This window comes from Acinetobacter sp. YH12211 (assembly GCF_013418015.1).
Lineage (GTDB): Bacteria > Pseudomonadota > Gammaproteobacteria > Pseudomonadales > Moraxellaceae > Acinetobacter > Acinetobacter towneri.
Genome location: NZ_VPCW01000003.1, coordinates 187,557 through 199,898 on the forward strand (window position 1 = coordinate 187,557; position 12,342 = coordinate 199,898).

The 12,342-nt window shown below is 40.0% G+C and carries 11 protein-coding genes and 1 rRNA gene; 1 reads left to right on the forward strand and 11 read right to left on the reverse strand.

What is annotated here, in order from left to right:
• From FTU98_RS02965 to FTU98_RS02975, 3 genes are all read right to left on the reverse strand, one after another.
• On the reverse strand, positions 1-1,131 hold the full coding sequence (locus FTU98_RS02965) for a hypothetical protein (RefSeq protein WP_096902116.1): 1,131 nt from the start codon (positions 1,129-1,131) through the stop codon (positions 1-3).
• A 45-nt stretch (positions 1,132-1,176) separates the two neighbouring features.
• Positions 1,177-2,010 carry a C39 family peptidase gene (locus FTU98_RS02970; RefSeq protein WP_004975213.1) on the reverse strand — a complete coding sequence of 278 codons (834 nt, stop codon included), beginning with the start codon at positions 2,008-2,010 and terminating at the stop codon, positions 1,177-1,179.
• Positions 2,011-2,202: 192 nt separating this feature from the next.
• Positions 2,203-3,315 (reverse strand): DUF6160 family protein, encoded by a 1,113-nt coding sequence (locus FTU98_RS02975; RefSeq protein ID WP_180050376.1) that lies wholly within the window; start codon positions 3,313-3,315, stop codon positions 2,203-2,205.
• A 255-nt stretch (positions 3,316-3,570) separates the two neighbouring features.
• On the opposite strand from FTU98_RS02975, the gene pabB reads away from it, so the two are divergent.
• The gene (gene pabB / locus FTU98_RS02980) at positions 3,571-4,911 is read left to right on the forward strand and encodes an aminodeoxychorismate synthase component I (protein ID WP_180050379.1); all 1,341 of its coding nucleotides are present in this window, start codon (positions 3,571-3,573) and stop codon (positions 4,909-4,911) included.
• Between the two features lie 66 nt (positions 4,912-4,977).
• Here pabB and hisC read toward each other — a convergent pair whose 3' ends face one another.
• The 8 genes from hisC to rrf all read right to left on the reverse strand — a co-directional run bounded on the left by hisC (position 4,978) and on the right by rrf (position 12,338).
• A complete protein-coding gene (hisC, locus tag FTU98_RS02985) occupies positions 4,978-6,066 on the reverse strand; it encodes a histidinol-phosphate transaminase (protein ID WP_180050382.1) in 1,089 nt (362 codons plus the stop codon).
• A 135-nt stretch (positions 6,067-6,201) separates the two neighbouring features.
• Positions 6,202-7,506 (reverse strand): histidinol dehydrogenase, encoded by a 1,305-nt coding sequence (gene hisD, locus FTU98_RS02990; protein WP_179990343.1) that lies wholly within the window; start codon positions 7,504-7,506, stop codon positions 6,202-6,204.
• Positions 7,507-7,692: 186 nt separating this feature from the next.
• Positions 7,693-8,397, reverse strand: coding sequence for an ATP phosphoribosyltransferase (hisG, locus tag FTU98_RS02995; protein ID WP_004975201.1), 705 nt, complete (start codon positions 8,395-8,397; stop codon positions 7,693-7,695).
• The gene (gene murA / locus FTU98_RS03000) at positions 8,397-9,653 is read right to left on the reverse strand and encodes a UDP-N-acetylglucosamine 1-carboxyvinyltransferase (RefSeq protein WP_004975199.1); all 1,257 of its coding nucleotides are present in this window, start codon (positions 9,651-9,653) and stop codon (positions 8,397-8,399) included. The genes hisG and murA overlap by 1 nt, the downstream gene beginning before the upstream one ends.
• A 7-nt stretch (positions 9,654-9,660) precedes the next feature.
• Positions 9,661-9,912 (reverse strand): BolA family iron metabolism protein IbaG, encoded by a 252-nt coding sequence (gene ibaG / locus FTU98_RS03005; RefSeq protein ID WP_004975198.1) that lies wholly within the window; start codon positions 9,910-9,912, stop codon positions 9,661-9,663.
• Positions 9,913-10,049: 137 nt separating this feature from the next.
• Positions 10,050-10,382, reverse strand: a complete 333-nt coding sequence (gene hpf, locus FTU98_RS03010; RefSeq protein ID WP_096902101.1) for a ribosome hibernation-promoting factor, HPF/YfiA family — start codon at positions 10,380-10,382, stop codon at positions 10,050-10,052.
• Between the two features lie 166 nt (positions 10,383-10,548).
• The gene (locus tag FTU98_RS03015) at positions 10,549-12,003 is read right to left on the reverse strand and encodes an RNA polymerase factor sigma-54 (protein WP_180050385.1); all 1,455 of its coding nucleotides are present in this window, start codon (positions 12,001-12,003) and stop codon (positions 10,549-10,551) included.
• A 220-nt stretch (positions 12,004-12,223) separates the two neighbouring features.
• Positions 12,224-12,338 (reverse strand): 5S ribosomal RNA (rrf, locus tag FTU98_RS03020).
• Between the last annotated feature and the right edge of the window lie 4 nt (positions 12,339-12,342).

Consider the following 12,342-nt stretch of genomic DNA (forward strand, 5'->3'; position numbering starts at 1 on the left):
TTAGCGAATTTTTTTACCGAAACCGAGAATATCCAGTGGGAATGACAAACCAAGTGATACGTCTGGCGCGTCTTCGGTCAGACCGATTCCTACCGTACCATTCACAATGGTTTCAGGTGAAACGCGAACGCCTAATGAAATAGCCAAAGTCGAACTGGTCTGGTCTGCAGGTGAATAGCTTTCACCCGTATGATAAGTAAACTCCGAACCTGTATTAAAGCTCTGCTGATAGGACATGGTCATCGACACATCGTAGTTAAACGAATAAGCAAAACCAAAAGCAAAACCACCACTAATACCTGGCTCAAATTCTTCAATTATACGGCTACCGCGAATTTGATTTAGACCGCTTTCTTTAAAACCATAGTTGGCTGAAGCAGAAGCAAACAATACAACAGGGTCAATATACTTACGCGTACTTGCACCAATGCCTGCAGAGTAATAACCCTTACCTGTTGATAAATCTTTAACAGGGTTAATCTCGTAAGGACTATCACCCGTTTTAGTCGATAAATTTGCGAATAAAATTAAAGGTAAACGCCCCGCTTTTAATGGGAATGGCTCCCAACGTGCGCCTAAAGAAATATCCCCCAAACCTGCTGCAGTAGCATCCTTTAATAAATCTGACTTTGCAACTAATGGTACAGAAGCAGATAAAGTTAAATTGTCACGCAAACCATATTGTGCGGTGAAGGTGTTAGTTAATGCGTGGGACGCATTTTCTTGCACACGAAGCTGATACAACTGACCTTGAGCCATTTCAAGGTCGAGCTGCGTATCACGATGATAGGTATAATCAATATCATAATAAGATGAAATATCACCTTGTTTCATGAGCGAGTATTGACGCTCATTCGAGGTAAATACTTCTTCTAAATTCGCCTCTTTGGTTGCATCGCCCTCTTGCTGTTGCAAAGCAGATGATGCTGCTTGTGCACCATTTGCAGCGACAACCGCACTATTTGTTTCAGCACTTGTATCTGCAGTGGATGCTGCTGTATCTGATACTTCTGCCTGTTCAGTTGTGGTTTCATATTCCCCTAATTGCGGCTCCTCTGCGGCATAAGCCACCCCAAATACCATTTGAATACTGAGTGCCAATAAGGTTTTATTCATCCATTTACGATCCATGATTTACCCCTTCCATTTTTATTTTTGTATTTCGTGAACAACTAATTACTTGTTTTTATAGTAGAGTCTTAAAAAACGATGCTCGTACTGTCCATAATTATCAGAATCTTTATTTACATTACGTTCTAGTCGTATCGTCGATGCTTTATCAGCTATTTTTTCCATCGCAAATTGTGGATATTGAATATCAACAAAGGCATAACGATTCACTGTTGCATCTTCCACATGACGTAAATCTTTTTCATGTAATGCCAACATATTTTGTCGATGCTGAGGTGCTACATTAATTAAGAACAGGGTGTTATTTTCCCAAACGTCCTTAAATCGTTCTTCATCAAAACTAATATTGCCCAAAGCTGGGTCAGCCACATAAACCCGCCCATTTTTATAGGCTTTATACACCACAAAATGTTTAAAACCTGCATAGGAAATCGGCACAATTGCAGGCTGTCCTTGTTTCACTAAATCCGAAAACTCCCCGCGATATCCACCACTTTCCATGCCCAAAGCTGCGACAAAGCGCTTCATATCCAATAGCGAAAAACTACGACGTTCAATAATTCGGTCGTATTCTCCATAACGCAGCAAGCCACTCATGGTTTGTTGCTCGTTTAATTGTGTTCCTACATAACCATTCAGCAAGGTTGTTAAAGCTGCAGAACCACAACTGTAGTCATAGGCTTGGCGCACAATTCCGCGAAATTGATCTTCTAAAGCAGGTTTAATTTGCACAGGCTCTCTGTGCATACGGGTAAAGGAATTATTTCTAGAATCCAAAGTTTCTGTGTAACGCACAGTTTCAGGATGCTGTTCTTTTAAATCAAAGGCTTGTGTGGCAGCGTAATAGATCAATGCCGAGCCCAAAGCGATCTCTAACATATATTTTTACTTTTTAGTTCTCGGCAATACCTGCCTAATATTTTTATTTTAGAGTTTTCACTCTACTTCCTTGTATTTAGAAAGATACTCGTTTTATAGAAAAAAAAAAGAGCTTTCTTTATTTTTTTGCGAACTCATGAGTTTATTTGTAAAAAAAAGCGCGTGAATTCACGCGCTTTTTCAGTTTTTAAATTAGTGACCAGAAATAGTGATAATAGCACCTTTGGTATAGCTACCCTGAGAAGTACTATAGTAAGTTTGAAGTCCTTGAACTTCCATATCACCAATAGAAGCAGCAGTACGACTACCTAAATGAATACCTTTAATATATTGGTCTTTGGCACCAGTGTCATTGCTTACAATGCGAATATGCGCCGCCTTACCAAGAGTAGTACTATCGCCAACATAAGCATCATTAAATACTTGGATATCTTGATTTAGGGTCAAATCTTTACTAGCTGCATCTGCAATTTTAATGCTTTCAATAAAGATTTCACCCGCTTCCTTCGTTTTCACAGCTGTTGGATTGCCACCAACATTTACAGAACCAACTGCTTTGCCTTTAGTTGAGTTATCCAAAATACCTAAGTTTTTAATTTCTAAACCACCAATCATTTTGGTATTCAATTTAACCATTGCACCTTGTGGCGCTGCGCCTAATTGGATGTTGGCATCCATTTTACCTGTTTTTAAAGTTAAACCAGATAAAATTGCATTATAGTTAGTATCATCATTACCACGGCGGATAGAGGTTGTACTTGTATTTTCAGCATTTGATGCAGATACACCAATTTGACCAATCTTGATATCTAAGCCTGATACTTGAGCCGCAACATTAATAAATGCACCACCTGTAGCACTTGTACCTGCATCCGTATCAATAACCAAGTCTGCTAAGTTACGAGAAGCTAATAAGTAAGCACCATTATTATCGTAGTTTGCACCAATCACAATACCATGCTTTTCGTTTGCATCTCCAGAAATACCATTGCCCTTGACAACAATTGCACCAGCTTTGTTTGTGCCGCCTAAAGAACCGATAGCAGCTGGTGTACCAGGAGTTACAACATCACCATTCGCATCTAAGACAGGGGCAACAGCTGCCTTACCACCATCACTTACCAAACCATCATTATCATGGATTAAAAGTTTTTCGATTTCGATTTTAGAAATACCAATCCCGATGCTTAAACCATCTTGACCAGTAGTAGCGCTTAATGCAGTATCGTCCATTGCCTGCATTGCCATTGCATTTGTCGTTAACGCGATTGATGATACCAAAGCAAGTTTAGTAAATTTTTTCATCTTGTTACTCTCCCGAGAGTATTATTTTTTTGGTTTTACCACTCAGTGCCAGTGATTGTGTTTTTATTTGATGAGGACAACACTGACACACATTCCTTGAGTAGCCGGTTTGCACATACAAAGGTATATCTGAGTTATTTTTTGTTCAACTGCTGTTGGTCGCAATCCACATCTTACCGACAAACGGTTATTTGCTTTTTATCTGCTGCAATCATGTAAAATAGCCTTTTAAAATCTTTCAGCTGTTTACGCTTTATGTCCTATCCTACTCATTTTAAAAAATTATTCTGTGAACCTGAATATGAGGCTGTAAGAATTTTGCAAGCTTTGGCAGCACTTTCACATTGTATTTATTTGCAAAATAATGGAAAGGCACGTATTGCATTTTTGGCTGAACGCTATTGTGTGCAGCAAAACCATCAACATTTTTACTTTCAAAAAACGGCATTGGATCAATATGAATTAAGTCCAACTCAATTAGATTTAACAGCTCATCTCGGTGCTTTAGAAGATGCTGACACCGCCCCATTTTGCAGTGTAATGGGGTTTGTTTCGTATGATGCAGCAGCACAGCAACACATCAATATGCAGTCTCGTCCCCAGCCAAGTATTTTTTTAGGTCAATTTAAAAGCTATTTACAGCAAGAAACTGATGGCTGGTATTTTTATAGTTCAGACGATGCTGCTACTCAAATCTTTGATTTTATTTTAAATTTATATACTCAATCAACCATAATTGAACAGTTCCAATTAAGCCAAAAGTGTCAAGCACGCTGGAATTTCACAGATTACCAACGCGCCTTTCAACATGTTCAAGACTATATAGTGGCAGGAGATTGTTATCAAATTAATCTTACGCAAGAGTTTAGCGCTGAGGCTCAAGGTCAACTTTTAGAGACTGCAGCTCAGTTTTGGCAACTGACCAATGCACCTTATGCAGGTTATTTACGTATTGGTGATTTTGAAATTTTAAGTTGTTCGCCCGAACTCTTTATCGATTTTGAGGAAAATCGAAAAATTACCACAAAACCCATTAAGGGCACGATGCCACGTTATGGCGATCCTGAATTAGACCGACAATCGAAACAACAATTAAGTGAATCTAAAAAAGATCAGGCTGAAAATGTGATGATTGTGGATTTATTACGTAATGATTTAAGTGTTTATGCCGAAACTGGCAGCGTCAAAACGCCAAAGTTATTCAATATTGAGTCTTTTAACCAAGTGCATCACATGGTCAGTGAAGTGACCGCAACACTAAAAGCCGAGATGAATCCTTTTGATGTGTTGATGTCTGCCTTGCCAGGTGGGTCAATTACAGGCGCACCGAAAATTCGTGCCATGCAAATTATAGATGAACTCGAAGGTGCAGCACGTGGCGCCTATTGCGGCTCTATGGGTTATTTTGATGCCGATGGAACGGGTTCTTGGAATATCCTGATCCGTTCTATTCAGAAATATCAGCAAGATGTTTCATTATGGGCTGGTGGTGGCGTCACGATTGCATCTGTTTGTGAAGCAGAATATCAAGAATGTTTTGACAAAGTTTCAGCGATGTTGGACTTATTGAACCGCTGGTACAAACCTGCGCAATAGCATGTCGCAAAAACAAAAAAAGCGAGTGAATTCAATGCTTCACTCGCCTCTACGATATTTTAACAATTAAGCCAAAATATCGTATTTTAAAGTATCTACTAAGCGTTGATTTTGATCATCTGTACCAATAGTAATGCGCAAATATTGATTGATGCGTGGTTTATTAAAATAACGCACAATAATACCGCGTTCACGTAATGCTGCAGCTAATTCACCCGCATCCTGTTGAAGATGTGATGCAAAAATAAAGTTGGCGTGTGATGGCAATATCTTAAAGCCCAAGCTCGTTAAATCCGTCACCAATTTCTCACGGCTTGCAATAACTTTTTGGCATTGTGCTTCAAAATACGCCTGATCTTGAAAAGATGCCACCGCTGCTGCAATCGCAAAACGATCCATTGGATAGGAGTTAAAACTATTTTTCACGGCTTCCAGTGCGGCAATTAAATGCAGTTGCGCAATCGCAAAACCAACACGTAAACCTGCCAAAGAACGTGATTTAGATGTGGTTTGACACACCACAAGATTATCGTACTTTTCTACCAATTTTACTGCAGACTCTGCACCAAAATCGACATAAGCCTCATCAATCACGACCACTGAATTTGGATTGGCCTGTAAAATTTCTTCAATAGCGCTTAAACCTAAAGCAATACTGGTCGGTGCATTCGGATTGGTGATGATAATGCCACCATTGGCTTGCTTATAGTCATCAACTACAATTTCAAAATCATCATTTAAAGGCAAAATTTTAGTTTTCACCCCAAAAAATTGACTATATACAGGGTAAAAGCTATAGGTGATATCCGGATACAGTAACGGCTGTTCCTGAACAAAAAAAGCCTTAAAAATATGTGCAAGGACTTCATCTGAACCATTGCCAACAAAGACATTTCCAACAACTACATTTTGCTGTTTCGCAATGGCTTGCTTAAGCTCAGACGCATCTGGGTCTGGATATAAACGCAGTGCATCTGCCGAGTTTTCTAAAACCTTTTGCACCGCTTCCACCACTTTAGGCGAAGGTGGATACGGGTTTTCATTGGTGTTTAATTTTAATAAATTTTGAATTTTTGGCTGCTCACCCGGTACATAAGGCTCTAGCTCACGTACTTCAGGGCTCCAAAAACGCATTTGTTCTGCTGTGATATTCATTTTGTATTCTCTTTAAACCCTCTCCTAACCTCTCCCAAAGGGAGAGGAATTTTCATTACTAAAGACACAAAATTTGTGTGGTTTAAATTCCCCTCTCTTTATTAGGAGAGGGTCAGGGAGAGGTTGTAATGCTATTTATGATTGATAACGATAACGTGCTGATCGTGCATGCGCATCCAGATTTTCCTGCTTCGCTAAAATATCAGCGGTTTTCGCCAAACTTTTCACGCCCTCTGCTGAACACATAATCAAACTTGAGCGTTTTTGGAAATCGTAAACACCCAATGGTGATGAAAAACGTGCCGTACCTGACGTTGGCAAAACGTGGTTTGGTCCTGCACAATAATCACCAATCGCTTCTGGTGTATAGCGCCCCATGAAGATCGCACCTGCATGACGAATTTCTTCTGCCATCGCTTGTGGATCATCCATACACAACTCCAAGTGTTCGGGCGCAACTTGGTTGATCAATTCAATCGCCTCTTGACGATCTTTGACTAAGATCAATGCACCACGATTTGCAATAGAAGTGCGGGCAATTTCAGCTTTAGGCAAATTCGCCAAGTGCTGTTCAATCGCTTGTTCAACCTGATTCAGCAATTGCGCATCTGGTGTAATAAAAATAGATTGTGCAACCGTGTCGTGCTCGGCTTGGGAAAGTAAATCCATCGCCAACCATTCAGGATTATTTTCACCTTCGGCATAAACCAAAATTTCGGATGGCCCAGCAATCATATCAATGCCAACCTGACCAAATACAGCACGTTTTGCAGCCGCCACAAAGCGGTTACCTGGCCCCGTAATTTTATCTACCGATGGGATGGTTTCTGTACCATAAGCCAATGCAGCAACAGCTTGCGCTCCGCCAATGGTAAATACACGAGTCACCCCTGCTAAATATGCAGCCGCCAAAACCAATGGATTGAGTTCACCATTCGGTGCAGGTACCACCATAATAATTTCAGGTACACCAGCAACATGCGCAGGCACGGCATTCATGAGCACAGAAGATGGATAAGATGCCAAACCACCCGGTACATAAATACCAACGCGATCTAATGGCGTGACTTTTTGCCCAAGCGTGTTGCCCAAAGCATCAACATAAGTCCAGCCATCCTGCTTTTGCGCTTGGTGAAATTCACGAATACGTACAGCAGCCAATTCCAAAGCTTCACGAACTTCGTTATCTAAAGCATCAAATGCGGCTTTCAGTTGTTCCTGACTTAACTCAAGTTCTGAAAATTGATGCGCTGGATGTCGATCGAACTGTTGAGTGAGTTTAAGAACCTGAGCATCACCGTGCTGACGCACATCAGCAATAATTTGATCTACAGTTTTTAAAAGTTCAGGATCACTGACAGTTTCAAAAGCCAACAAGTCTGCAAAGGCTTGTTTAAAGCTTTGATCTTGAGTCGATAAACGTCGCATCAATTTACCCACAAGGTTTGATAGAAAAGTTTAGTTTACCTTGTTTCTAGGGCTTTGTGGGAATCTATACATGGCGAAAGCAGTATGTTTTGATGGAAATTCACGTTCGAAATCATTCAAGAACAGAATCATGCACGAACATAAAAAAACCGCCATTGAATGACGGTTTTTTGAGAAGGCAGGATGATGGATACAAAGTTAAGCAGATTGTTTTGCCAACTCTCGTTCTGCCACAGCTTTTTCAAGTTGTGCCAAAATTGGATTGAGCAAATCTTGCTTGCGCTTAAAACTGGCTTTATTGACAATTAAACGTGAAGATACTTTACAGATTTCTTCTAGCGGCTCTAAACCGTTGGCACGTAAAGTATTACCTGTATCAACCACATCGACAATGTAATCACCCAAACCGACCAATGGTGCTAATTCCATTGAGCCATAGAGTTTAATGACATCAACCTGCTCACCTAAGCTGGCATAATATTGACGGGTCAAATTCACATATTTAGTGGCAATTTTTAAACGACCTTTTGGACGCTGCATACCAACTTTGCCCGCAGTCATTAATTTACAATTGGCAATTTTCAGATCCAGCGGCTCATATACATTTTGAGCGCCATGCTCCATCAGCACGTCTTTACCCGCAACCCCAATATCTGCCGCACCATTTTCAACATAAGTTGGTACATCAGAGGCACGTAAAATTAAAATACGCACTTGTTTATGTGTGGTTGGGAAAATCAACTTACGTGATTTATCTGGATCTTCCAGTAAATTAATTCCCGCAGTTTCTAATAAAGGCAAAGTTTCTTTTAAAATTCGCCCCTTACTTAATGCCAAAGTTAAACCATGATCAAAATTGCCCATGACGTCAAAATTTGGATCATCGTTTCTCATGTCATTCATCAATTTACTCGCTTAATTTGGGCGCCTAAACCTTGTAACTTTTGTTCTACATTTTCATAACCGCGATCAATATGATAAATACGGTCAATCAATGTTTCGCCTTCTGCCGCCAATGCTGCTAACACCAACGAGAATGAGGCACGTAAATCAGTTGCCATAACAGGTGCAGCAGAAAGTTTTTCTACGCCTGTCACCACCGCATCATTGCCTTCTACCTGAATATTGGCACCCATACGTGACAACTCAGGGACATGCATAAAACGGTTTTCAAAAATAGTTTCCGAAATGGTAGCAAAACCGCGTCCAATCGCATTCACCGCCATTAACTGTGCTTGCATGTCTGTTGGAAATTCAGGATGTGGTAAAGTTCTGAAACTCACGGCTTTAGGGCGCTTGCCCATCATGTCCAGTTCAATCCAGTCATCGCCACGTGTGACTTCCGCACCCATTTCTTCAAACTTATCTAACACAGATTCTAGCAAGGCAGGATCGGTATGTGTGGTTCTGATTTTACCGCCCGTAATTGCAGCTGCAGCCAAATAAGAACCTGTTTCGATACGGTCAGCAACTACTGAATACTCACAACCATGCAAGTGTTCAACACCTGTAACCACTAAAGTATCGGTGTCTAAACCTTCAATTTTAGCGCCCATTTTGATGAGCATTTGCGCAAGGTCGGTAATTTCAGGTTCACGTGCAGCATTACGAATAGTGGTAACACCATCTGCCAATACCGCAGCCATGAGAATGTTTTCTGTACCGCCAACAGTGACCATATCAAAGACCACTTCGCCACCTTTAAGGCGACCATTGACTTTGGCATTTACATAGCCATTTTCAACTTCAATTTCTGCGCCTAAAGCTTCAAGTGCTTTAAGATGTTGATCGACAGGACGTGAGCCTATTGCACACCCCCCTGGCAAAGATACTTTTGCACTACCATAGCGCGCAACCAATGGGCCAAGCACCAAAATAGAGGCACGCATGGTTTTTACCAATTCATAAGGTGCAAATTGGTTGTCCAACGTTGAGGTATCTGCAATGACTGTATCGCCTTCATAAGACATTTTAATGCCCAAGCCTGCGATCAACTTCACCAAGGTATTTACATCTTTTAAATTTGGAACATTTTTCAATGTAATTGGCGTTTCTGCAAGAATCATTGCAGCAAGAAGTGGCAAGGCTGCATTTTTTGCACCAGAAATACGCACTTCACCTTCGAGCTTATTACCGCCCTGAATTAAAAATTTATCCATTAAATTATTAAGCTCCAAATAAGCTTGCTTTACGCCATTCTTCTTGTGTCATTGCACGAATTGTAACCGCATGAACTTCACCGCTGGCAATATAGCTATTCAATGGTGCATACACTGCTTGTTGACGAGCAACAGGACGCTTACCTTCAAACTGATTATCTACAATACGAAGATCAAACTTGCCGCCTTGCCCACTTACAGCAACTTCAGCCTCTGGAAAAGCAGCTTTTAAAATTTCAGTGAGCTGTTCACTATTCATCACAAAGACCTCTTATAGGACCAACGGTGTAAAAACCTGTCATTTTACTATAAATAGAAAAAATAATTCATTAATCCTATACATTATCGCAATAAAAAAGAGGTTTATCCAAAACCTCTTTTTAAATCACATTTTAACTAGATGGCTAAAGGCTGATAATCCAACTGCATCTTCCGATGTTTCTCTAACTGACGTTTTAATTTTTCTGTCATCATCTTAATTGAAGTATACATATCATCCGCACAAGCTTGCGCAAACAGCTCGGTGCCGGGCAAGCGAATAATCGCTTCAGCAATATGATTGGCACTGCCTTTTTTAGAATGTTTATCGATTTGATGATCTTTACTTAATTTCACCTGCATACTATTGACCTGATCCAGATGTTTGGTCATTTGTGCAAACTTAAGTCGAATATTTTCTTCAATTGCAGGGGTGATAGCTAAGTGATGTCCACGAATTGTTATTTGCATAATTCTATCCCTCACCTTCATTAGGATTAGGAAGGCATAGTTCACATGATTGATTGCCAAATAACAGATCACTGCAGCGGTCACTTTAAATCATGTCTAACTATTCCTTCAAAAAAAATTCATTATTTGGTCATAATGAATCCTTAGAATAGACCGATTTTAAAAACTAGATCAAGACTTTTCGTTCAGAAGATGACGGAATATTTAATGACTCACGATATTTCGCAACCGTTCTACGTGCCACATCAATTCCTTCTTCCTTAAGAAGGTTTGCAATTGTGTTGTCTGACAAAGGTTTACGTGGATTTTCATCTGCAATTAACTTTTTAATCTTCGCGCGAATCGCAGTTGAGGATGCTTCTCCACCTGAACAGGTTCCAACATGACTTGAAAAGAAATATTTCAATTCAAATAAACCACGTGGAGTTAACATATATTTATTGGTGGTCACCCGTGAAACTGTAGATTCATGCAACTCCACCTCATCAGCTACATCACGCAAAATCAACGGTTTCATTCCTTCAGCACCAATTTCTAAAAATTCACGTTGATGTTGCACAATACAGGTTGCGACTTTTAATAAAGTTTTATGACGCTCATCGACACTTTTAATAAAGTTTTTTGCATCCAACATTTGATTGCGCAAATATTGATTGTCTTCGCTTTGATCTGCGCGTTTAATCATATTGGCATAAAATGAATTGATTCTAAGCTTCGGTACAACATCAGGATTCAGCTGCACCTGCCAATGGTCCTGCTTTTTACTGACCACCACATCTGGAATTTGATAGTCTGACTCCTGATCTTCAAATGCTGTACCAGGATGTGCTTTCAATGTTTTTAATAAAGCCACTACATGCTGAAGCTGATCTGCGCTTAAACCCGTTTGCTTAATTAACTTGGCTAAATCATTCGAAATTAATAGCTCATAATGCTGCAATAGTTGCAGCGCCTCCTGCCGATAAGGTACATCTGTAGCCAAACTTTCAAGCTGAATAGATAAACATTCCGCCAAATTACGCGAACCAATACCAATCGGCTCTAAACGCTGAATATGTTTCAAAACGACCAAAACTTCATCGTCTTCAACTTCATCTTCGTATTCCATGGAGATCAATAAATGTTGCACAGATGTAGTGATTTCAGATATTTCACAATCCAAGAAACCATTGTCATCCAAAGCATCGACAATACAGTAGGCAATGAGATGCTCGACTTGAGAAAAATGCAACAGATTGATTTGTTGCATCATGTGCTCTTTTAAACCTAAATGTCCCTGACGATTATCCTCGCGCTCTTCATATTCCGCTGCTCCCAAACTCGTGGGTAAATGAGTGTACACATCATCCCAGTCTGTATCGACAGGCAAGTCATTTGGTAGATGATCTGCATTTAATTCTTTGGTTAAATCCTTTTGATCACGTTCTTGTTCTTCTAAGGTAGATAAACTTTCGACACTACTTTGTTCTTCGACTTTTTCCAATAAGGGATTACTGTCCAACTGAATTTGAACTTCTTGTTCAAGCTCCAAGCTCGAAAGCTGAAGCAAACGAATGGCTTGTTGTAACTGCGGTGTCAGTGACAAGGAGTTTGCAACTTTTAATCCAACCGATAACTTCATTTTCACCCACTCTTTAAAATTTATGTTTTTCAACAACTTAATGTATAAGTTTTTGGTAAGCAATTTCTATGCCGTTTTATTAGGTATAGCACAGATTTATCAAAAGACATAAAGATTTTAATCAGAAGTTCTATTCAATTTATTATTGTTTTTCTAACTTTATTTTCTCTCTTGCATAAAAAAACACCCCCAACGCTAGTTGAGGGTGTTTAGAATAATGAGCTGGCGATGACTTACTCTCACATGGGTAACCCCACACTACCATCAGCGCGAAGAGGTTTCACTTCTGAGTTCGGGAAGGGATCAGGTGGTTCACTCTTGCTATGGTCGCCAGCACAA

Coding starts and splice junctions, on each gene's coding strand:
- FTU98_RS02965 (WP_096902116.1), bottom strand. CDS start 1,131: ATGGATCGTAAATGGATGAATAAAACCTTATTGGCACTCAGTATTCAA.
- FTU98_RS02970 (WP_004975213.1), bottom strand. CDS start 2,010: ATGTTAGAGATCGCTTTGGGCTCGGCATTGATCTATTACGCTGCCACA.
- FTU98_RS02975 (WP_180050376.1), bottom strand. CDS start 3,315: ATGAAAAAATTTACTAAACTTGCTTTGGTATCATCAATCGCGTTAACG.
- pabB (WP_180050379.1), top strand. CDS start 3,571: ATGTCCTATCCTACTCATTTTAAAAAATTATTCTGTGAACCTGAATAT.
- hisC (WP_180050382.1), bottom strand. CDS start 6,066: ATGAATATCACAGCAGAACAAATGCGTTTTTGGAGCCCTGAAGTACGT.
- hisG (WP_004975201.1), bottom strand. CDS start 8,397: ATGAATGACATGAGAAACGATGATCCAAATTTTGACGTCATGGGCAAT.
- murA (WP_004975199.1), bottom strand. CDS start 9,653: ATGGATAAATTTTTAATTCAGGGCGGTAATAAGCTCGAAGGTGAAGTG.
- ibaG (WP_004975198.1), bottom strand. CDS start 9,912: ATGAATAGTGAACAGCTCACTGAAATTTTAAAAGCTGCTTTTCCAGAG.
- hpf (WP_096902101.1), bottom strand. CDS start 10,382: ATGCAAATAACAATTCGTGGACATCACTTAGCTATCACCCCTGCAATT.
- FTU98_RS03015 (WP_180050385.1), bottom strand. CDS start 12,003: ATGAAGTTATCGGTTGGATTAAAAGTTGCAAACTCCTTGTCACTGACA.